Below are 20978 nucleotides of genomic sequence, written 5' to 3'. Positions count from 1 at the left end.
CCGGAGCGGCCGGGCGAGGGCCGGGAAGGCGCCGCAAAGGGCAACAGCCCCTTCCCCTGCTCCGGGTACTCCGGACCTGTTCTTGGCCCGGCGCATGCACGATGCTTTTCTTGGAGAGTCATCAACAGGACTGTGAGGTGGGCCGTGACCGGCACTGCTGGCCCTGCGAGGCATACCCGGCTGGGCCGACTGACGGGCGCTGTGGTGCTGTTGGCGCCTCTGCTGGTGGCGGGTTCCGCGACCGCGCCCCAAAGTGCGCCGAGATTCGCCGCGGCGGCGGACGAAAGCCCGGTGGATGCCGGGCGCATCGCCTACGCCGGTACCGAACACCGCAGTCTCGGGCGGGTCACCGACCCGTCCACCAGCGCACCGCTGTTCGGTCCCGGACCGGCCCACTACGACCAGGACCCCTTCGCACGCGGTGAGGTACTGGTCTTCACCAGCCTGCGCGACAGCCTGCGGCCGCAGGTGTACGTGCGTGACGCGGGCGGAGCGGTGCGCAAGCTCACCACCGGCCGGGACGCCGCACACCCCGAACTCTCCCCGGACGGACGGACCGTGGTGTTCGACTCCGCGGAGCCCGGGTCGGACGGTGTGGTCCAGCGTGAACTGTGGACCGTCGGGGTCGACGGCTCCGGCCTGCGGCGGCTGACGGACACCCCCAACAACGAGACCTCCCCGACCTTCTCCCCGGACGGCTCACTGATCGCGTACTCCTGTGACTCCGGTCCCGGGCGGACCGGGCTGATATACGAACGGGCCGTGGCCGGCGGCGCGGCGAGGCTGATCAGTGACGGCCCGCCCGGCGACGCGACCGAGCCGGAGTGGAACCCGGTGGACGACGACACCCACCGTGCTCGTATCGCGTACACCCTCACCACGGATGAGACGACGGGTCCCCGGCTCCGGGTGACCGAGGGAATCGGAGCCGACCGTCCGCTGCTGACCGGTGTCCAGGCCGGCTGGCGCACCCGCTCGGCCGCCTGGCTGCCGGACGGGAACGGCCTGCTCTTCCTCAGCCCCGACACGACCTGCGGGTGCAAGGACTACGACCACGTCTACCGGACGACCGCCTTCGACGGGAACGAGCCGGGCCTGACGCTCGGCGAGGACCGCGCGGTCGAATCGCCCACCTGGCTCGGGCCCGCGGACTCCGGGACCCCCGTCGTGGCACGGCGGACCCCCCGCGAGGCGAACGACGTGACGCTCCAGGACGTCAGGCAGGACGGATCGGACCCGCGTGACCTCGGGCTCTCCATCCTGAAGGAGGACCCGGAGGCCAATACCAACACCGACCCCGCCAAGGACCCGCTGTTCAACCCGGCGGAGGCCTACGACCCCTGGACCGAGCGGCAGAACTACACACCGGACGGCAGGCGCATCGTCCTGACCCGCTTCGAGGGGCGGGAGAAGGAGCGCGTCGAGCGGATCTGGCTGGCCGACGCCGACGGCACCCACGAGGCGGCGATGCCGCTCGCCGGACGCGGTCCCCGCGACTGGGACACCGACCCCACGTTCTCGCCGGACGGCACCAAGCTGGCGTTCACCAGAACCTCGCCCGGCGGGGTCGGCCAGGCCGCGGGGCCGAGCAGCATTCTCATCGCGGACGTCGCCACGGGAGCGATCGTGGGCAAAGTAGTCCCGCCGGAAGGGCAGTTGGCAGGAGGTGACGCGCAGCCGACCTGGTCGTCGGACGGAACCACCCTCGCCTTCACCCGCAACCACGTGATCCGGGGCCTGGGCGGCATCAAGCACGTCTGGACCGTGCCGGTGGCGGCACTCGACCAGCAGCGGGACCTCAGCGTCACCATCTGCCCGGGTGAATGCAAGGTGATCGACGACAGCCCCGCGTTCTCCCCCGACGGCGGCACGCTCGCCTTCAACCGCAAGGACGGCGGCGGCCGGGTCAACGAGCGCGACGGAATCCTCGTGACCTCGCTGACCGGTGGCGAGTGCCGGGTCGTGCTTCCGTCCGTCCAGCGGAACAACCCCGACGCATGCCATCAGGACATCCCCGACACCTCGCAGACCGGGCCCTTCCAGCCCCGCGACGTGGCCTGGTCGCCGGACGCGGGACGGCTGGTGCTGAGCTCACGCAGAGCACTCGCGCCGAACTCCCCGGAGCAGCTGTCCGTGCTCGACCTCTCCTCCGGCACGCTGACGCCGTTCGGCGACAGACTCACCGGGCGGCAGAAGGAGCCCGCCTTCCAGCAGTCGGTCGACCTGTCCCTGACCGCACCGCCCACCGGACCCGCGGTGGAGGTCGGTTCCTCCGTGTCGGTGACGGTCACCGTCACCAACAGGGGTCCCGCACCCTCGCCCGGCACCACGTTCACCGTCGACGCCCCGCCCGGCGTGCGCCTGGAGGAGCTCACCACCCCGGCCGGGCCCTGCGCCACCGGGTCGCCTCAGTGCGACCTGGGCGTGCTCCGGCCCGGGACCAGCGTGGAGGTCACCGCTCGGCTGACCGGCGTGACGACGGGAGACCAGCAGATCGGCTGGTCGGTCACCGGAGCCGTGGTGGACCCGAACCCCACGGACAACGCCACCGGGACGACCGTCCCGGTCCAGGACGTACCTCCGACACCGACGCCCACCCCGTCTCCTTCGACCTCGCCGCCCCGGCCTCCGGCCCCTCTGCCGCCCGAACCGCAAGCGGGGCCCGGCGTCACGGTGCGCGCCCAGCCCAGCCCCGGCTTCGTCGGCGGCCGGGTCGTGGTGACGTACACCGTGCGCAACGGCAAGAACGCGCTCGCCACCGGCCTGCGGCTGAGGCTCGGACTGCCCGCGCGGATCCCGGCGGGTCCGCTTCCGGCGGGCTGCGCCGCGGGAGTGTGCACGCTGCCCGACCTGGCACCGGGGGCCTCCACGGTCGTCCGTGTCGTACTCAAGCCGGACCGGGCGCTGAGGACGACGATCACCGGAACGCTGACCACGACCGGTACCGACGCCGACACCGGCGACAACGTCTCCAGGATTCCGCTGCGCATCCTCCAGCCCCGTATCGTCGCGGTGCCCGCCGTCGGCAAACCCGGGTTCGTCACCTCCGTACGAGGCAAGGACTTCCCGCCCGGAGCACCTGTGACGCTCACCTGGAAACCCGGGATCACGGCGACGGCACCGCCCACCGTCCCGCGTGGGGACCGTACGTTCATCGCGCAGCTGCTGATCCTGGCGAAGGACCAGACGGGGCCGCGCACGATCACCGCCGAGGGACCGGGGTTCAGCCCGGTCACCACGCCCTTCCTGGTGGTCAGCGGCACCATCGTCCCGCCGGACGAGGTGGGACGCCGATGATCCACGAAGTGGACGAGGGGCTGCGGCTGTTGCTGGTCGACGCCGGCCTCCAGGAGAGCGGCGTCGACCTGGTCTTCGACGCACCGACGAAGGACTGGTCCGCCCGGCGCAACGCCCCCACGATCAGTGTCTTCCTCCACGGCATCCGTGAGGATGCGGCCCGCCGCCGTACCGGCACGGCCGAGGAGCACGACGACCAAGGAATGGTCATCGGCTGGCGGACCCCGCCGCGCTGGTTCGAGCTGACCTATCTGGTGACCGCCTGGACCAACCGCCCGCAGGACGAACACCGTCTGCTTTCCGAGGTGTTGCGCTGCCTCGTACGGTCGGACGTCCTGCCCGCCCGTATGCACACGGGCAGCCTCGCCGAACTCGGGCTGACCGTGGAGATCGAGGCGGCGGGTCCGGGCACCGACGGGCCGTCCGCCTCGGACGTGTGGTCCGCGCTCGGCGGTGAGCTCAAGGCCGCGATCGACCTGCGTGTGTGGGCACCGCTGGCCGGCGAACGGACTTCCGCCGGCCCGCCGGTCACCGAAGGGCTGGTGGTGAAGGCCGCCGCCGCACGGGACGGCGACGGGGCGGGACCGGGGCGCCGGTTGCGCTACGACGGGGCGTCCGACCCCGGTGGGCAGGGCTTCGCCGCAGAACGTGAACGGCAGTTGCCGCCCGGCCGGCGCAGGCGCGGGGGCGCGGCTCGATGACCACGACACAGGGCACCCATGCCGTCCGCGAACTGCCCGGCACCCCGACGGCGGGCATCGAGGACCTTTGGGAGCGGTTGATCCACGTCGAGCAACGGGTCAGGCACGCCGTGGCGGCCCGGCGGGCCGTCGACCCGGAACCGGACGATCCGTACCGGGGGCAGTACCTCACCCCCCAGGCGGTCGAGCAGATCATGGAGTCCCGCGACGCGTTCGCGCCCGTACCGGCCTACGGCTCCGAGCCTTCGCCGCACTCCCCGCCCGGGAGCCGGATCTGGCACCTCGCCGAGAACTTCGGCCTGGTACCGCTGGATGTCGACCTCCTGCTGGTCGCGATGGCCCCGGACATCGACATCCGGTTCGAGCGGCTCTATGGCTACCTCAACGACGACCTCACCCGGCGCAGGCCGGCCATCGGCCTGGCACTGGAACTCTGCGGGCTGTCCGCCGCGAGCTCCGGCCGCTTCCGGTTCTCGCCGTCCGCCCCGCTGGTCGCAGGCGGGCTGCTGGAGGTCCTGGAAGCCGACCGCCCCCTGCTCTCGCGGGTGCTGCGGGTGCCGGACCGGATCACCGCGTACCTGCTCGGCGACGACGAGCCCGATGGGAGGCTGCGCGGCCTCGTCCGTGTGGTCGGGCCCGAACAGGAGCCGGACACGGGACCGGAGGCCCTGCGGGTCGCAGCGGCGTTGGGCACAGGCAGCGGCCTGGTGCATCTGCTCGACCGGGGAGGCGACCCCGGCAGACTGGCAGTCGAGGCGCTTCTCGCCGCGGGGCGTCGTCCGCTGGTGGTCGACATCGCGGCACTCGCCGCCGCTCCCGAACCGGCGAAGCTCATACGGACCCTGGCGGCCGAGGCCCGGCTGAGCCGCGGCGGCGTCGTCCTCGGGCCGCTCGAATCGCTCGCCCCCGAGCGGCCCGAGGGAGCCCAGCTGCTCGGTGGCCTCTGCGCGGCGGTCAGCGGTGCTCCCCTGATCGCGTTCGGGAAGAAGAACTGGGATCCGCTGTGGACCAGGGAGAGCCCGGTTCCGGTCCGCGTCCTGCCCCCCGCCCCCGCGGGCGTGGCGCGGCAGTGGCGTCGGGCGCTCGCCGAGGCAGGCACGTCTGTCGGGCTGCCCGCCGAGAACGCGTCGGCCGACGAGGGACTCATCGAGGCCACCGCCTCCTACCGGCTCGACTCCGAGCAAGTACGCAAGGCCGCCGTCGTCGCCTCCCGGCTGGCGGTCCTGGAGGAGCGTCCGGTGGACGCGCAGGACCTGCGCACGGCGGTCCGGGCACAGAACGGCGCGGGGCTCGAACGGCTTGCCCGTCGCATCGAGCCCGCGGTCGGCTGGGACGACCTCGTGCTGCCTTCTGCAACCCTCCGCCAGCTGTCCGAACTCTCCCTGCGCGCACGCCACCGTGAGCAGGTGCTCGGTCAGTGGCGGATGAGGCCGGGCGGCGGCCGGGGACGAGGGGTCATCGCACTGTTCGCCGGTGAGTCCGGCACCGGCAAGACCATGTCCGCCGAAGTGGTGGCGTCGGAGCTCGGCATGGAGCTCTACGTCGTGGATCTGTCCACCGTGGTGGACAAGTACATCGGTGAGACCGAGAAGAATCTCGAAAGGATCTTCGTCGAGGCGTCCGACGTCAACGGCATCCTGCTGTTCGACGAGGCGGACGCGATCTTCGGGAAGCGCTCACAGGTCAAGGACGCGCAGGACCGCCACGCCAACGTGGAGTCGGCTTACCTGCTGCAGCGGATGGAGTCCTTCGACGGGATCGCGGTGCTCACCACCAATCTGCGGGCCAATCTCGACGGGGCTTTCACCCGCCGCCTCGACGTGATCGCGGAGTTCCCCATGCCGGACGCCCAGCAGCGACTGGCCCTGTGGGACCGCTGCCTCGGGACGGCGATCCCACGCGAGGCGGAACTCGACCTGGAGTTCTGCGCGGGACGCTTCGAGCTGGCGGGAGGGTCGATCCGCGCCTGCGCGGTGACCGCCGCATATCTTGCGGCGGAATCCGGGAGACCGCTGGGTATGGAGCAGATCGTCTCGGCCGTGCTGCAGGAGTACCGCAAACTCGGCCGGCTGGTCCTGGAAAGCGAGTTCGGTCCTTGGCTGGACCGTGCAAAGGAACGGGGCGAACGGTAGCGCCTTCGGAAACCCCGGCCGTACCTCTCCCGGCCGGCGGTGTGGGCCGGGGGCGACGGTGTGCGTACCCGGAGGGTGGGAGACGCTGCCCTCAGGGAGAAGGCCCCTGCCCTGCAAGGCCAATCTTCTTGTCGAGTGCGCCGATAGGCTCGAGCCCACAGGGTGAGCGGCGTCCGATCCGACCGTCGTCGCCCCTGGTCGCGGCGGAAGGGGCCAGCAGCTGTGTATGCACACGAACGGTCGGCGAAGGCAGTCCGCCCGGGACCATCGGCGCGAGCGGCCAAACGTGCGGGGTCGGTGCTCCGGCCCGGCCCCGGCCGTCTGACGCCCGCGCGGGCGATGGACCTGCAGCGCACCATCGGCAACGCCGCCGTGGCGCGCATGGTCGAAGAAGAGACCGAGTGCAGCGCATTCGGGCAGGAGAACCCGCAGCCCGTTCAGCGCTCCACGGCGCACGCAGTGCTCCGCTCGCCGGGCCGGCCGCTGGACGAACCCGTCCGTACCGAGATGGAGGCACGCCTCGGCTCCGACTTCTCCGACGTCCGCGTGCACGACGACAGTGCGGCACGCGCCTCCGCCGCGGACGTGGGTGCCCGTGCCTACACCTCGGGCCACCACGTCGTGATCGGTGCGGGTGGGGCTGACCTGCACACCCTGGCTCATGAACTGACCCATGTCATCCAGCAGCGCAAGGGACCCGTCGCCGGCACGGACAACGGCGACGGCCTCAAGGTCTCGGATCCTTCGGACCGTTTCGAACGCGAGGCGGAGGCCAACGCGAGGCGGGCCATGGCCGCTCCGCCGGAGAGCGCGAGCGCACCCTCCCGCGAGAGCCCCGGGCAGACACGCAGCACGCCGCCCGCGTCCCCCGTACGGAACAGCCTCGGCCCTCGCACCCTCGCGGAACCGCAAAGCACCGTGGGCAACACGGCCGTGTCGCAGTTGATCACAGTGTCCCGGATGATGACCGAGGGCGAGTTCAAGCAGAGCACGGCGACCTCCGGGCTGCGCGGCCGCTCCGATATCACCAAGGTGGACAAGGCGCTCAAGGCGTTCTACGCCCTGCCGGACGCCCGACAGGGCGCCCGGCTGCTCGCCCTCAAGGACATCGTCAAGGCGTGCGGCGACTACGTCGCCCACAAGGCCGAGGGAGGGGCGCGCGTCGGGGGCACCCAGCAGCTCGGCCAGCAGGCCGACGCGGCGCAAGGACAGCTGGACCCCCAGGCTGTCTTCCGGGACCTGCTGACCGAAGTCGACCAGATGATGAGCGAGGGGAAGAACCCGGACCTCGACATCCGCATGCCGGCCGGTGAGGCCCAGAAGGCGGCCCAGGCCGTCCCCGCGGAACGGTTCGACGCGATGATGCGCGAATTCGTCCAGAAGTTGGGGGCACTCCGCGAGGACCGGGCACTACCTGAGGAGACGCGCGCCGTCATCGAGGAACTGATGGCCGTGGTGCCCCTGGTGACCGTGATGCAGTACCCGCAGGGCGGCATGCCGGGCATGAAGCTCAACCCGACCACCGACGGCGGCGGCCCGGCGTTCACATTCAGCGTCGACACCCAGGCCAGGGGTGGCACCTCCTTCCTGCTGGGACATATCGCCCACGAGCTGACCCATGTGGCGGCCCACCAGGCGTTCGGCAGCAGCCCGGTGATGGAGCTGGTGCGGTCCGGGGCGACCGATGAGGAGGTCGCGGCGCTGGCGGCCGAGCGCAAGCAGGCGCTCAGCGATCTTCAGGCGGCGCTGGCCGGAAACCCCGAGTTCGACGAATTCCAGCGAGGGATGCTGGAGGAAAAGCTGGTCTACGGCGCTCAACCGCACAAGCTGGAGAGGTACGCGGACTCCTTCGAGAAGGCGGGCAAGATCACCGCCGCTCAGAAGGAGCGCCTGGTCGACTGGGGCAAGGCGGCCGGAGACGCGTCCGGCACGCTGGTCGAGTACGACACCGTGCTCAACCAGATGCTGATCTATCTGCACATGTGGCACATCAGCCAGGACAACCCCTTCTACGTGCGGCTGCGGGCGGTGGCACAGGCGGCGTACGACCGCCGGAGCCGCGCCTTCCAGCCCACGGATCAGTCGTCGTAGAACGCTTCGCGGGTCACGGTTTCATACGTGCAGTGCCTGGAGCTCCGTCTCGTCGGCAGTCAACTGCCGCGTGACGCCGGTGACCGACCGTGCTTCGTGCCCCTGCTCGACAACGGTCACCCGCTCGGGTTGCGCAGACCGACCGCCGTCCGCTGCATGGTCTGAAGAAAAGCGGTCAAGCTGGTTCTGCCACTCCTCCCCGCCTTGCGGTCGGTGGTCACTTGCTGCGTGACTACTGGCCCCCGCTGCGGGGCGGGACGATGTCGAGGACGGTCATCATGCCCATGTCCTCGTGGTTGAGGATGTGGCAGTGCAGGACGGTCTTTCCAGTGAAGTCGGTGAAGTGGATGCGGATGACGATTTTGCTGCGCGTGGGCACGTTCACTGTGTCGTACCAGCTGTGAGAGGGCTCGTGGACCTTCCCGTTCGTGCTCATCAGCTGGAAGTCGTTGGTGTGGATGTGGAAGCTGTGGTCCTCGTCCGTATCGTTGCGGATGGTCCACTCCTCAACGGTGCCGAGGACAGAGGTGAAGTCGATCCGGTCGGGGTCGTACAGCCGGCCGTTGATGAAGAACTTCGTGCCCTCCTTGTTTTCCGTGTAGACCACGGTCTTGCGGGCCGCGATCGTTGCGCTGCTCAGGTCCTCGTGCGGAGCGAAGTCGGTCGGGACAGCGGCCTGCGTCATGCGTGTGCCGCCGGTGATGACGGTCGCGAGGGTCGCTTGGGGAAATTGGTTTCCGGCAGGACCGGTGTTGTACGGGAGGGTTTCCAGCCGGGTGGTGCCGGGGCTGCCGCCCCGGACGAGGATGTCGAAGCGGGCACCGGCGGGGATGACCAGCGTGTCCTGGGCGTAGACCTTCCGGACGGGAATGCCGTCCTGGGCGATCACGTGGAAGCGGGTGCCCGGGAGGTGGAGCTTGTAGTAGATGTTGGCGCCGATGTTGGCCAGCCGCCAGAGCTGTGTCTCGCCGGGCCGGATGTTGATGACGGGGTTCGTCTGGCCGTTGACGGTGCGATTGGTGGGTGCGCCGATGCTCAGGGGGTGGGTCTTGACCGAGTCGCCCTGGACCTGGAAGTCCTTGAGCGCGATCGTGTGCTCGGTGATGCCGCGCAACGACGGAGGCAGGTAGTGCCGCAGACCGTCGATGATGATGACGCCGGACTCGCCGCCCGCGACTTGGGCGGCGGACTTCATGTCGGCGTGTGAGTGGTACCAGTAGGTGCCGGTGGGCTGATTGTGCGGCAGCCGGTACGAGTAGTGGTACGACTGGTTGTACTTGATGGCGATGAAGATGTCGTCGGCAGGGGCGCGCGGCGAGACGTGGAGCCCGTGCGTATGCACGTTGGTGTTCTCGTTGATGTGGTTGGTCATGGTGAGGTCGATGCGATCGCCGGGGCGTACGCGCAAGGTGGGAGGCATGTACGCCCCGTTGTAGGTCGTCGCGTACAACTGGTGGTCGCCGACCCGGACCTTGCGCCGTTCCACCGCGATGGTCGCCTTGAGGACACCGCCGCTGCTGACCAGCTCTGGCGGGTCCTGCAATCGTGGGCCCAGACCCACAGGTGTGGCGCCGCCTTCCGCTGCGGGCTGGTGCCCCATCGGTGCGTGGCCCGCACAGCCGGCCATCCAGGCCGAGGCAAGGACCAGGCCGATGACCATCCAGGCCGGCGCAGGGCGAGTACTGGACCGGGTCACATCTCTCCCAGGGAGGTTGTGCGGCCGGGCGGGGTGATGCCCGGCAGACGTCACAAAGAAGGCCATCGGCCTGTCAACAGGAGCGTAGGCATGCGCATTTCACGGGCCCTACGACCACGCGCCGACGGCGGCGGCAGCCGCCCGAACGGTGTACGCCGTGCACCGGGGTGGCGGAGTAGAGGAAAGGGGGTTTTCCTCACCGTGCGCGTCCCGGCCGACAGCACGGCCACCGTCGAGGTCCCGTCCACCTCCGGCCGGGTCACCGCTCCCGACGGCGCCCGGCCGGTGGGACACCGGGGCGGCGCGCAGATCTACCGGGCGGGATCGGGTACCCGGAACCTTCAAGTCCAGCTTCACATCCGGTAACCGACCGGACCTTCGAGGAGCCTGCGCATCCGCGGTCGAGCGAGATGCGGGGTTCCGGGTCCGCGGAGGGTGCCGTCGCAGGCCATGGGGGAGGGGGCCCGGTTTCTTGCCCGGGCCCCCTCCTCTCCACACGCCGGAGCTGCGGCGGAGGAGCAGCCGTTGCCACTACGCCGCGGTTCGGCAGGAGGCACCGCAGTCGCGACCGCACGGGCGCGGGTCGCCGACGAAGGCGGCGCGGATGGCCGATCGCCACCGGCTCAGGCACGCGGTCCCTCACCGGGAGGGTCCGGCCGGTCAAAGGCCGTCGGACCGCCGGTGCGCAGCCGCCGCTCGTGGGCGTTCGTACGGACGGTGAGTCCCAGCCGGTCGAGGTACTCGAACAGGGGGACCGCGACTCTGCGGCTCGTGCCGAGGCAGGCGCGCCCCTGGTCGGACACGCAGGTCTCTTCGCCCCATCGGCCCGGGAGGCGTGGGCCGATCGGGTCGTACGACGGCAGGGGAGCACGGATGTTCCGAGAGCGGGGCTCCGGGGCGGGCCCGCACAGGTGCTCCCGGGCCTGGGTAGAACAGCCCGGCTTCGGCACCTGTCTCGTCCACGGTCCGGGCGGGCAGGCAGGGGAAGACCCGACTTGCCCAGCACATGGCGGACCGGCTTGGCGCAGCGCAGGGCGGAAGCCGACGCCGCTGTCAACGTGCCGCTCGCGGTGAGTCTCGATCACCTCTCGCGGTTGCTGGGCACCCTGGGGAACGTCGAGGAAGGTCTCGCCGCCGCTATGGAAGCCGTGGCCACCTGAAGGGCCCTCGCGAAGCACCTGACGTCCGCCGAGCGCCGGATCGCTCTCGCACACAGCACCACCAGCCTTGCCAACCACCTCGCGGATCTGGGACAGGTGGAACATGTACTGGACCACGCTCAGAAAGCCGTCGCTCTGTGCCGCGAACTCGTGCGCACGGTTCCCGGCGCGTAGAAAGCCGCTCTTGCCCAACGCCTCACGAATCTCGCCACTCATCAGTCGGAGCCGGGGCAGGAAGAGATGGCGCCGGCCACGGCCAATGAAGCGCTGGACATGGCGCGGGCGCTGCGCGCACGCGAGCCACACGCTCACGAGGCCGATCTGGCCGGCACTCTGACGAATGCGGCCGCGATCCTGATGGACCTCAACCGCCCCCACGGCGGCCTTTTGGCTACACCGGACGGTTCCCGAGGGAGGTCGGGTTGCCGATTGACTCCCGGTTGGCGCCGAGCTTCTCGGCCGCCCTCGACCCTCGCTGATCGCCACGCGATCAGCGAGGGGTGTTCAGGCGAGGGTCGCGCGGGACAGCAGTGGGGCGAGTTCGCGGCGTGCCTGTTCGGGGGTTACCACGTCCTCCGGGGGCAGCTTCTCGTAGCGGTAGCTCGCCGAGTCCACGTAGATGCGTTCGCCGATGAGCTTGGCTTCGTCGGTATAGGCGAACACCTGGAAGATGTTGTAGTTCATCAGGTAGTGCGCGTCGGGGTCGGCGTCGACGTCGTGATCGTCCAGGAACTCGCCGGGTACGACGTGTGCCCAGTAGGCCTCGGTGGTCACGCCGAAGTCCTCGACGCACATGTTCATCGTCCGGGCGCCCATCACGTTGGACCGCGATTCGTAGGTCTCCCGGTAGAAGTCCTCGACGGCGGCCTTGCCGGACAGGACCCGTACTGTGCCCCGGTCGCCGACGCGGTACTCGGGTACGTCGACGGTGAGTTCGGGGACCAGGATCTGGTCCCAGTATCCGGAGACTTCGAGGAGCAGGTGCCGGAGGTAGTTCTTCAGGATGGCTCGGTGGAGCGGCTTCTCTGTCCGTGCAAGGTGTTTTTCGACGTTGATCGGCCAGTGGGTGACGTCGAATCTGGCGGGGACGTCCATGGTGGTCATGGCGTCGTGGGTGGTCATCCGCGCAGTGGGGGACATTGGTGCGCTCCATCTCACGTGCTTGAGGGCGTGTGGCCACAACCAGGGTGTGTGTAGGCCACAGGTGTGGTCGCTCTCGCTTGTCGGGGTGTTCTTCCTGGGGCGCGTCGGCGGGACCGGTCTGTCTCGTGTCAGGTGCGCGGCCAGGCTTGAGTTGTCGGCCCGGCCGCGCATCAGGCCGCCGATCGGCGGCCACCGTGGGGGGGTCTGCCGGGCCGAATTCTCATGCAGAGAGGTCGAGCGCCTATACGGCAGCCGGCAGCGCGCCGAGCTGCTGCATCAGCGAGAACAGGTTCGCGACGCCCCAGTGCTCGGTGATCTTCCCGTCGCGTACCCTCATGGCGTCCACGGTTTCGAAGCTGATCTGCTTGCCGGTGGGCGCGATGCCGAAGAACTCGCCCTTGTGGGTGCCGTGATACGTCTTGTACGTGGTGACGAGGTCGCCGTCGGCGGACTGCCAGTGGATGACGGCGTGGAAGTCGGGGAAGGCCTCGCGGAGCACCTGGTACAGCTGGCGTGCGCCCGCCTTGTCGGCCGTACGTCCCGGCTGCGGTGTGTGGTCGAGGAAGTCGTCGGCGAACAGTTCGTCGAAGAGGGCGAAGTCCCCGCCGCCCTGTACCTCCTCGGTGTTGCGACGGACGATCGCCTTGGCGGCCTCGCTCGGATTGTTCTCGCTCATGGGATTCCTTCGTGGAAGGTACGGTCGGCCGGTTCGGCTCGCACGGGTCTTGAGCAGGTGTCAGATCACCGAGGTCAGGCCGCCGTCGACGACGAGGGCGGTTCCGGTCACATAGCTCGACAGATCCGATCCGAGGTACGCCACGGCGTCACCGATCTCGGACGGCTGCCCCAGGCGCCGTAGCGGAGTCCGCTGCCGGAACCCGTCCGCGGCGTGCGCGATGTCGGGCGTGGACCTCAGGAGATGGGTGTCGATGGTGCCGGGGCACACGGCGTTGACCCGGATGCCGTCGGGCCCCAAGGCGTCGGCGAGGGACTTGGCCATCAGGATGACCCCGCCCTTGCTCGTCGAGTAGGCGACGGTGAATCCGGCGCCGACCAGTCCGCCCATGCTGGCCATCAGCACGATGCTGCCGGGCGTGGCCCGGTCCTTCATCTGCTGTGCCGCGCCTTGGGCGCCGAACAGGACACCGTCGAGGTTGACCGCCATCAAGCGGCGGTAGTCGGCCTCGGCGACGTTTGCCCCGTCCGCGCCGAGCGTGATTCCGGCGTTGCACACCATGACGTCGACTCCACCGAACTCGCTCGCGGCCTCCACCAGGGCGTCGGCGTCGGCGCGGCGGGTGACGTCGGTGGCGACGAACCGCGCCGGGACGCCCAGCGTTTCGATCGCGCCGACGGTGGGCTCGCCGCCCTCGCGCGGGGTCTCGGTGAGGTCGGCGACGATGACGCCCTTCGCGCCGTGCCGCGCTGCCGCGACCGCGATGGCCCGGCCGATCCCGCTCGCGGCGCCGGTGACCACGACGACCTTGCCTGCCAGGATGTCGCTCATCACGCCTCCGGGGCGGCGGTACGCGGGGCCGCCAGTGCGTTGCTCGACGCGGCGACCCGGTCGAGCGTGGCGATGGCCTCTGGGCCGTTGCTGCCGAAGCCGGTGCTGCCGCTGACCGCGGCGGTGGTGGTCATGAGGTGGCTTGCTCCTTGGACATGTGTGGCGGACGGTGGCGGTTCACAGCTCGCCGGGACGTCCGTAGCGGTAGAAGAAGGGGCCCAGCTGTCCGGCCAGCGCACGGGTGAGTGCTGAGCTGTCTTCGAGCAGGCGGGCGCCGGGATCGAGGTCGCCGACGAAGACGGGGTCGTAGCCGGCGTCCCGGATCAGCTGTTCGGCCGTCTCCCGCGCGGCCGCTTCGGCGGCGAAGAGGTTGCTCGGGCGAACGCGCTGCGCCTCGATCTGGTCGTACATCGCGGCGAAGTTCGTCGAGAACGACTTCGCGGTCGGTCCGCCGACGATCGACTTCACCTGGTGGGACAGCGAGGGGAAGGAGTCGTCCCGCGGTCCGTAGAGGTTGCAGGCGTCGATGGTCACCTGTCCGGCCAGCCCCGACACCCGCACCAGCGCATCGGCGATCGCCGGGCCCGGCACCGCGACCACCAGGACGTCGGCACCGGCCGCGTCGCCGCCGTCGCGGCCAAGGCCGGTCACCTCGTGGCCGGCCTTCTCCCACAGACTGGCCAGGCCGCCTCCGACACGTCCTCGCCCCACAACGGTGATCTTCATCCCGACTCCTCACGTAGGTCTGTCACAGCCGACACTCGCAGCGCGTCGGCCGACTCGCGTCGGTGACGGTCGCCTATGCGGCGGGGTTACGTAGGGTCTGCCGACGGCGCGATCCAGTGGGGCGTTGCGCGGCGCGTGCGGGCACTGCGCCATGATCAGCCATGTGAGGGGGCGGACGGAGGAACGGTCAGTCCGTGTCGCGTGAGAGTGAGGCGAGGAGCCGGTCGAAGAGTACGCCCAGCGTTTCGACTTCGTCGTGGGCGAGAGGGTCGAAGAAGTAGCGGCGGACGGTCTCGACGTGCTGCGGTGCGGCGGCCTCGATCGCGGCCCGGCCCTGGGCGGTCATGCGCACCATCGAGCCGCGTGCGTCGTCCTCGCACGGCTCGCGGGCGACCATGCCGCGCCTCTCCATGCGGCTGATCTGATGCGACAGCCGACTCCGTTCCCAGCCCAGCTCGGCCTGGAGCTCCCGGGCCCGTAGGACGTCGCCCGGCGACTCGGACAGGGGGACGAGCACCGCGTAGTCGGCTCCGGACAGCACGGAGTCGCGGGCGAGCTGCCGGTCCAGGGCACTTTGCAGCTGGCGCTGCAGGTCCCGGTACTTCTTCCAGACAGCCGCCTCACGCACGTCGAGCCAGAGTGGTTCGTTCATGAGGCCAATCTTCTGGGTGTGTGTCCACTGGTTCGGGAATCGTAGCCGGAGCCCCTCAAGCGGCTTCGCGTGGTGCCCGAAGGCAGCAGTCGGCCGGACCGGAGCACGTCTACAGAACTCGGCGCAGCCAGCGCAGCCGGGCCGCGCGGGCGGCTTGGGACAGTGCCGCGCCCGGCACCATGGCGTCGAAGCCATGGAATCCGCCCGGCCACACGTGCAGCTCCGCATCGCCGCCGGCGAGCCAGAAGCGGGACGCGTACGCGACGACCTCGTCGCGGAACGTCTCGGCGGAGCCGACGTCGATGAACAGCGGTGGCAGACCGGCCAGGCTCGACGCACGTGCTGGGGCCGCGTACGGGGAGACGTCGGGGCCGCCGCGCGCCTCCCCGAGCAGCGCGGTCCAGCCGGTGTCGTTCGACGTGCGGTCCCAGACGCCGCGTCCGGCCATCTGGATCCCGGACGGTGTGTCGTTGCGGTCGTCGAGCATCGGGCAGGCGAGGAGTTGTCCGGCGAGGCGCGGGCCGCTGTGGTCCCGGGCCAGGAGCGTGGCGGCCGCGGTCAGGCCACCGCCCGCGCTGGACCCGGCGACCACGAGGCGGTCGGGATCGACGCCGATGTCGGCCGCGTGGTCCGCGACCCAGACCAGTCCCGCGTACACGTCCTCGATCGCGGCCGGGTAGGGGTGCTCCGGGGCGAGGCGGTATTCGACCGAGATGAGGACGACTTCGAGCTCCTGCACCCAGTCGAGCATCTCCCCGATGAGGTTGCGGTTGTCGCCGAGGACCAATCCGCCGCCGTGGGTGAAGTACACGGCCGGTCTGGGGGTGGCGACGGTACGCGGGCGGCAGATCAGCAGTGAGACGTCGGGTGCGCCGGGCGGCCCCGGGATCCGGCGCTCCTGCACCTCGATCGCCCCGCCGCGCGCCAGGTCTTCGTCCGATGGCCGCTGGCCGGCGATGGAATGACGCACGGAGGAGATCATGGACGGCAGGATCGCCGGCGGCAGGACTTCCGCCAGTGGCGCGAGCGCCGGGGCGAGCTCGGGGTCGAAGGGCGGCGGCGGGCCGGGGTTCGTGGGCTGGGGTTCGCGGGGTGCGAGTGTCGTCATCGGTTCTCCTGGACATGCGCTGGGCGGCCCTGGCCGGGTGGCCGGGGCGTGGGTGTGTCGGCGCGGGGGCACGGGATGCCGGAGCGTGTGGGTGCTTCGCGGCACATTCAGCTGGCCGTCCGGCCGCCGTCGGCCACGTACACGGGCTTGGGGTGTCTTCGGTAGATACCTCCTCCAAGCGGGCCTACGACTGAGAAACAGGACTTACTCGGATGTCTCCGAGGTCTTTCGGCGTGCGTGCGACGACACGCGGACAAGATCATCACTACTTGTTGACATGTCAACAAGACCGGTGGGACTCTCAAGACGCGCCGGCTCGCGTCGCATTCGGGAAAACGAGAGGGAGTCCCATGACCAAACTCGCAGGCGGAGTCCGTGTTCGCGTCGGCAGAACCCACCTAGACGCAATACCGGTGACTTTGAGGGTGTCGGTTCGTTGTGTTGAGTGTGCCAAGGCCGGGACAGGTGAAGTCGGTCGGGGGCGAGCGGTTTTCGGATCGCATCGCTCTCGGAGTGTTAACGCGCACGTTTACGCCGGATCTGGTGGACGAGGTGGTGGCGGAGTGCGGGCGTGTTGAGCAGCGCCAGCGGCTGCTTCCGGCTCGGGTGGTGGTGTATTTCGTGCTGGCGATGTGCCTGTTTTCGGGGCAGGGGTATGAGGAGGTCGGGCGTCTTCTCACGCAGGGTCTGGAGCGCCAGGGCCGCTGGGCAAAGGGGTGGCGGGTGCCTACGAGCGGAGCGATTGGGCGGGCGCGGCTGCGGCTGGGGCCGGAGGTGTTGAAGGCGTTGTTCGCCCGGGTGTGTCGGCCGGTGGCGGTCCCGGGGTCGCGTGGCGCGTGGTTTCGGGGGCTGCGGTTGGTTGCTGTGGACGGGACGACGTTCGATCTGCCGGACACGGTGGCGAATGCCGGGTCTTTCGGGCGTCCGGGGACAGGTCGTGGTCAGGGCAGGAGTGCGTATCCGCAGGCCAGGGTTGCGGCTCTGGTCGAGTGCGGCACTCATGCGGTCTTTGCTGCCGAGGTCGGTCCGCTGGCGGTGCACGAGACCGTGCTGGCCGGGCGCCTGTTCTCTTCGTTGACCGGGGGGATGCTGCTGATGGCCGACCGCGGGTTCCTCGGATTCGACCTGTGGCGGGCCGCCGCGGCAACCGGCGCCGACCTGCTCTGGCGGGTCAAGAGCAACGCGGTGCTGCCTGTGGTGACGTCGCTGCCCGATGGTTCCTACCTGTCGGAGATCGTCGCCGCCCGTGACAAGAACCGGCGGGCCGACCCGGCCCGGGTCCGCGTCATCGAGTACACCCTTGGCCCACGCGGGAAGGACGGCACCGTCTACCGGCTGGTCACCACCCTCCTCGACCCGGACACTGCGCCGGCGGCGGAACTTGCCGCGCTCTACGCCGAACGCTGGGAGATCGAGACCACGCTGGACGAGATCAAGACCCACCTGGGCGGGCCACGGCTGGTCTTGCGCTCCCAGCACCCGGCCGGGGCCGAGCAGGAGATCTTCGCGTTCCTCCTCGTTCACCATGCCGTGCGGGACCTCATGCACGGAGCCGCACGACAGGAGGGACACGATCCGGACCGGATCTCTTTCACGCGCGCCGTGCGCGTTGTCCGCCGCCAGGTCACCGCCCAGGCGGGTTTTTCCCCCCTCCCGACTCACGCGGGCCCTCGCACAGACTCTGCTTGAAATCGGTCAACGGCTCCTGGAACCAAGGCGGTTACGCTCCAATCCCCGTGTCATCAAACGCAAGATGTCCAACTGGGCCCTCAAACGCACCGAACACAACAACCAGCCCAGGCTGGACACCCCAGTCATCACCCTCGTCGGACCCACCAAACCAGCCCCGACCTCCCGGAAAAAGACCTAAATCACCGGTATTGCACCTAGACGGCCGACACCGCGGCACACCGGCGAGTGCCCGCACCTGGGGCGAGAGGACGTGCATATCGTCGGTCGCGCCGCCGGTCGGCACCGACGTGTGCACCGAACGGGCCCTCTGATGCGGGGATCCCGCCAAGGAATCGAACGTCCCGGGCTCCACGGCCGACGGCGCGAGTCGGACGTGTTGGACCGGCTGCTCGACGGCATCCGGTCCCGGCGCGGCGGCGCTCTGGTGGTGCGGGGAGAGCCGGGCATCGGAAAGACCGCGCTCATCGACCATGCCCTGGCGACACCCGGCTTGAAGGTGCTGCGCGTCGTCGGCGCCGAGTTCGAGTCGGAACTCGCGTTCGCCGCACTCCACCAGCTCTGCAGGCCGACTCTGCGCTGGCAGGAACGGCTGCCCGCGCCGCAACGCGAGGCGCTTGACGCGGCGTTCGGGCGGACCGGGGACGGCGCGCCCAACCGCTTCCACGTAGGCTTGGCGGTGCTCAACCTCCTCTCCGAGGCCGCGGCCGAGCAGCCCGTGCTGTGCGTCATCGACGACGCGCATTGGCTCGACCAGGCGTCCGCGCAGGCATTGGCCTTCGTCGCGCGCCGGCTCCAGGCCGAACCCGTGGCGCTGCTGTTCGCCGAGCGCGATGCGAGCGAACGCCACGAACTGGCGTGCCTCACTGAACTGGAGCTTCGCGGCCTGGCCGACGACGACGCCCGCCGGCTCCTCGCGTCGCAGATCCACGCGCCTCTCGACGGTGCCGTACGCGACCGCATCATCGCCGAGGCACGCGGCAATCCGCTCGCCCTCCTCGAACTGCCACACAGCACGGACCTCGCGGGCGGGTTCGCGCTCCCCGCGGCGTCGCCCACCTCGGGGAAAGTCGAGGCGAGCTACCGGGCGAGACTGGCCGAACTCCCCGTCGAGACACGGACCCTGCTGTTGATCGCGGCAGCCGAGCCGACCGGCTGCCCGATCCTCCTGGGCGCGGCGGCGGAGCAACTCGGCGTCCCCGACGACGCGGTGACGCACGCCGAGGAGTCCGGCCTGGTGTCCATCGGCGGCCGAGTACGGTTCCGCCACCCGCTGGTGCGTTCGACCGTCTACCGGTCCGCTGCCCTCGACGAGCGCCGCGCGGTCCACCGCGCATTGGCCGAGGCCGTCGCGGACACCGAGCCCGACCGCAAGGCGTGGCACTACTCACAGGCTGCGTGCAAGCCGGACGAGGACGTCGCCGCGGCGCTGGAACGTTCGGCCGACCGGGCCCGGGCCCGCGGCGGCGTCGCCGCCGCGGCGGCCTTCCTGGAGAAGGCCGCGAATCTGACGCCGGATCCCGCTCGCCGCGCCGTACGAGCCGTCGTCGCCGCGCGCGCCAAGCGCGACAGCGGCGCCGCGGACTCCGCATTGTCCCTGCTGTCCATGGCGGAAGCCGGACCGCTCGACGACCTTCAGCGTGCCACGGTCGCCACGCTGCGCGCACGGATGGCGTTCGACAGGAACCGGGACGACGCCGCGGTCGAGAAGCTGCTTCGGGCGGCCCAGCTCATGGCACCGCTCGACACCTTCTCGGCCCGTGAGACATTCCTCGAGGCCTTCGCCGCAACGGTGTTCGTCGGCCGGTTCACCACCGCCGGCCGCATGCTCGACATCGCCGAGACCGCCCGTGACATGAGCCCCACACCGCCGGAGCCGCGCCCGCTCGACCTGCTGCTCGACGGATTGACCACGCAGGTCAGGGGCGGGTACACGGCGGCGGTGCCGGCACTACGGCAGGCCGTGGACGTCTACCGGGGCGGTGCGGGACGCGACGCGTACGACGTGGGCCAGTTATGGGTGGCCTGCGGTCCTGCGATGGATCTGTGGGACGACGCGGCATGGCGGGAGCTGGCCGCCCGTCAGCTCGAGCTGGTGCGCGGCGCGGGCATGCTCGCCGAACTGCCCGTGGCCTTGAGCTACCGGGCCCTCGCGCACGTCCACGCGGGCGAGTTCGCCGATGCCGCCGCGCTGGTCGACGAGGCGCACGCGATTGCGGCGGAGGTCGGCACGCCGGCCATGCTCCACGTCGACGTCACCGTGGCCGCGTGGCGCGGCGACGAGGAATGCACCACCCGGCTCGCCGACATCGCCACCCGCGATGCCGACGCGCGCGGCGAGGGACGGCTCCTCAGCGCCACGGAGTACGCCCGGACCGTACTGCTCAACGGCCTGGGCCGCTACGACGCCGCCCTCGATGCGTGCCAAGCGGCAGGCGATCTCGACGAGATCAGCTTCCACTCCTGGATACCCGTGGAGTTCATCGAGGCGGCGACGCACGCCGGACGTCCCGATCTCGCGGAGCCCGCCATGAAGCTCCTGTCCGAGCGCGCTGCCGCGAGCGGTTCCGAGTGGGCGCTCGGGACCGAGCTGCGCTCGCGGGCCCTGCTCACCGAGGGGCCGGCCGCCGAGAAGCTGTACCGGGAGGGGATCGAGCGTCTCGCCCGCAGCGACGGCGCCCCCCACGTCGCGCGCGCCCGGCTGGTGTACGGCGAATGGCTGCGCCGCGAGGGCCGGCGGTCCGAGGCGCGGGTGGAGTTGCAGGCGGCGTACGAGCAGTTGTCCATGCTCGGGGCGGCGGCGTTCGCGGGACGGGCCGCCCGAGAGCTCGCCGCGACCGGCGCCCGCGCGCGGAAACGGGTCGGCGACGTGCCTACCCGTCTCACCGCGCAGGAGTTCCAGATCGCCCGGCTGGTCGCCACGGGCGCGACATCGAAGGAGGTGGGCACGCAGCTGTTCCTGAGCCCGCGCACCATCGACGCCCACCTGCGGAACATCTTCCGCAAGCTCGGCATCACCTCGCGCCGCCAACTGCGCGACCTGCTGCTGACCACATGACCGCGGTGGGCGGCGGCG

17 protein-coding genes are annotated in these 20978 nt (G+C 70.3%); 8 read left to right on the top strand and 9 right to left on the bottom strand.

All coding sequences use genetic code 11. The features are described from left to right. Positions 1–144: 144 nt before the first annotated feature. From NRF20_RS03460 to NRF20_RS03445, 4 genes are all read left to right on the top strand, one after another. Positions 145–3297, top strand: coding sequence for a hypothetical protein (locus NRF20_RS03460; protein ID WP_413751972.1), 3153 nt, complete (start codon positions 145–147; stop codon positions 3295–3297). Further along, the gene (locus tag NRF20_RS03455) at positions 3294–3998 is read left to right on the top strand and encodes a DUF4255 domain-containing protein (RefSeq protein WP_398631957.1); all 705 of its coding nucleotides are present in this window, start codon (positions 3294–3296) and stop codon (positions 3996–3998) included. Before NRF20_RS03460 ends, NRF20_RS03455 begins: the two co-directional genes overlap by 4 nt. Next, entirely contained in the window at positions 3995–6130 is a 2136-nt protein-coding gene (locus NRF20_RS03450; protein WP_398631956.1) for an AAA family ATPase, read from the top strand. The genes NRF20_RS03455 and NRF20_RS03450 overlap by 4 nt, the downstream gene beginning before the upstream one ends. Before the next feature lie 339 nt (positions 6131–6469). After that, entirely contained in the window at positions 6470–8221 is a 1752-nt protein-coding gene (locus NRF20_RS03445) for a DUF4157 domain-containing protein (RefSeq protein ID WP_413751971.1), read from the top strand. Between the two features lie 232 nt (positions 8222–8453). Here NRF20_RS03445 and NRF20_RS03440 read toward each other — a convergent pair whose 3' ends face one another. Beyond that, positions 8454–9881, bottom strand: a complete 1428-nt coding sequence (locus NRF20_RS03440) for a multicopper oxidase family protein (protein ID WP_413751970.1) — start codon at positions 9879–9881, stop codon at positions 8454–8456. 126 nt (positions 9882–10007) lie between these two features. Between NRF20_RS03440 and NRF20_RS03435 the strand changes: the two genes are divergently transcribed. Next, positions 10008–10283 carry a hypothetical protein gene (locus NRF20_RS03435; RefSeq protein WP_413751969.1) on the top strand — a complete coding sequence of 92 codons (276 nt, stop codon included), beginning with the start codon at positions 10008–10010 and terminating at the stop codon, positions 10281–10283. A gap of 257 nt (positions 10284–10540) precedes the next feature. Here NRF20_RS03435 and NRF20_RS03430 read toward each other — a convergent pair whose 3' ends face one another. Next, positions 10541–10720: a SelB C-terminal domain-containing protein gene (locus NRF20_RS03430; RefSeq protein ID WP_413751968.1), complete on the bottom strand. Its 180-nt coding sequence runs from the start codon at positions 10718–10720 to the stop codon at positions 10541–10543. 192 nt (positions 10721–10912) lie between these two features. On the opposite strand from NRF20_RS03430, the gene NRF20_RS03425 reads away from it, so the two are divergent. Then, on the top strand, positions 10913–11077 hold the full coding sequence (locus NRF20_RS03425) for a hypothetical protein (protein WP_398631950.1): 165 nt from the start codon (positions 10913–10915) through the stop codon (positions 11075–11077). 504 nt (positions 11078–11581) lie between these two features. Here NRF20_RS03425 and NRF20_RS03420 read toward each other — a convergent pair. The 7 genes from NRF20_RS03420 to NRF20_RS03390 all read right to left on the bottom strand — a co-directional run bounded on the left by NRF20_RS03420 (position 11582) and on the right by NRF20_RS03390 (position 16213). Next, positions 11582–12217, bottom strand: a complete 636-nt coding sequence (locus tag NRF20_RS03420) for a hypothetical protein (RefSeq protein ID WP_398631949.1) — start codon at positions 12215–12217, stop codon at positions 11582–11584. Positions 12218–12461: 244 nt separating this feature from the next. Then, positions 12462–12896, bottom strand: a complete 435-nt coding sequence (locus NRF20_RS03415; protein ID WP_398631948.1) for an ester cyclase — start codon at positions 12894–12896, stop codon at positions 12462–12464. Positions 12897–12956: 60 nt separating this feature from the next. Then, positions 12957–13727 (bottom strand): SDR family oxidoreductase, encoded by a 771-nt coding sequence (locus tag NRF20_RS03410; protein ID WP_413751967.1) that lies wholly within the window; start codon positions 13725–13727, stop codon positions 12957–12959. Then, complete coding sequence (locus NRF20_RS03405; protein WP_398631946.1) at positions 13727–13861, bottom strand: hypothetical protein; 135 nt, start codon at positions 13859–13861, stop codon at positions 13727–13729. Before NRF20_RS03405 ends, NRF20_RS03410 begins: the two co-directional genes overlap by 1 nt. A gap of 43 nt (positions 13862–13904) precedes the next feature. After that, entirely contained in the window at positions 13905–14453 is a 549-nt protein-coding gene (locus NRF20_RS03400) for a dinucleotide-binding protein (protein WP_398631945.1), read from the bottom strand. 187 nt (positions 14454–14640) lie between these two features. Then, a complete protein-coding gene (locus tag NRF20_RS03395) occupies positions 14641–15105 on the bottom strand; it encodes a MarR family winged helix-turn-helix transcriptional regulator (RefSeq protein WP_266354839.1) in 465 nt (154 codons plus the stop codon). A 109-nt stretch (positions 15106–15214) separates the two neighbouring features. Then, complete coding sequence (locus tag NRF20_RS03390) at positions 15215–16213, bottom strand: alpha/beta hydrolase (protein ID WP_398631944.1); 999 nt, start codon at positions 16211–16213, stop codon at positions 15215–15217. 447 nt (positions 16214–16660) lie between these two features. On the opposite strand from NRF20_RS03390, the gene NRF20_RS03385 reads away from it, so the two are divergent. After that, positions 16661–17902, top strand: coding sequence for an IS4 family transposase (locus NRF20_RS03385; RefSeq protein ID WP_413754515.1), 1242 nt, complete (start codon positions 16661–16663; stop codon positions 17900–17902). 313 nt (positions 17903–18215) lie between these two features. Continuing rightward, complete coding sequence (locus NRF20_RS03380; RefSeq protein ID WP_413751966.1) at positions 18216–20960, top strand: helix-turn-helix transcriptional regulator; 2745 nt, start codon at positions 18216–18218, stop codon at positions 20958–20960. Positions 20961–20978 lie beyond the last annotated feature (18 nt).

The sequence above is a fragment of the Streptomyces sp. R-74717 genome, assembly GCF_047305335.1.
Taxonomy (GTDB): domain Bacteria; phylum Actinomycetota; class Actinomycetes; order Streptomycetales; family Streptomycetaceae; genus Streptomyces; species Streptomyces atratus.
This window is presented reverse-complemented; position numbering and strand designations above follow the sequence as displayed.

Excerpts from the sequence above, each read along its gene's own strand:
- NRF20_RS03440 (WP_413751970.1), bottom strand. The coding sequence starts at position 9,881 with ATGGTCATCGGCCTGGTCCTTGCCTCGGCCTGGATGGCCGGCTGTGCG.
- NRF20_RS03400 (WP_398631945.1), bottom strand. The coding sequence starts at position 14,453 with ATGAAGATCACCGTTGTGGGGCGAGGACGTGTCGGAGGCGGCCTGGCC.
- NRF20_RS03420 (WP_398631949.1), bottom strand. The coding sequence starts at position 12,217 with ATGTCCCCCACTGCGCGGATGACCACCCACGACGCCATGACCACCATG.
- NRF20_RS03445 (WP_413751971.1), top strand. The coding sequence starts at position 6,470 with ATGGACCTGCAGCGCACCATCGGCAACGCCGCCGTGGCGCGCATGGTC.
- NRF20_RS03450 (WP_398631956.1), top strand. The coding sequence starts at position 3,995 with ATGACCACGACACAGGGCACCCATGCCGTCCGCGAACTGCCCGGCACC.
- NRF20_RS03410 (WP_413751967.1), bottom strand. The coding sequence starts at position 13,727 with ATGAGCGACATCCTGGCAGGCAAGGTCGTCGTGGTCACCGGCGCCGCG.
- NRF20_RS03380 (WP_413751966.1), top strand. The coding sequence starts at position 18,216 with ATGCGGGGATCCCGCCAAGGAATCGAACGTCCCGGGCTCCACGGCCGA.
- NRF20_RS03435 (WP_413751969.1), top strand. The coding sequence starts at position 10,008 with ATGCGCATTTCACGGGCCCTACGACCACGCGCCGACGGCGGCGGCAGC.
- NRF20_RS03405 (WP_398631946.1), bottom strand. The coding sequence starts at position 13,861 with ATGACCACCACCGCCGCGGTCAGCGGCAGCACCGGCTTCGGCAGCAAC.
- NRF20_RS03395 (WP_266354839.1), bottom strand. The coding sequence starts at position 15,105 with ATGAACGAACCACTCTGGCTCGACGTGCGTGAGGCGGCTGTCTGGAAG.
- NRF20_RS03455 (WP_398631957.1), top strand. The coding sequence starts at position 3,294 with ATGATCCACGAAGTGGACGAGGGGCTGCGGCTGTTGCTGGTCGACGCC.
- NRF20_RS03390 (WP_398631944.1), bottom strand. The coding sequence starts at position 16,213 with ATGACGACACTCGCACCCCGCGAACCCCAGCCCACGAACCCCGGCCCG.
- NRF20_RS03415 (WP_398631948.1), bottom strand. The coding sequence starts at position 12,896 with ATGAGCGAGAACAATCCGAGCGAGGCCGCCAAGGCGATCGTCCGTCGC.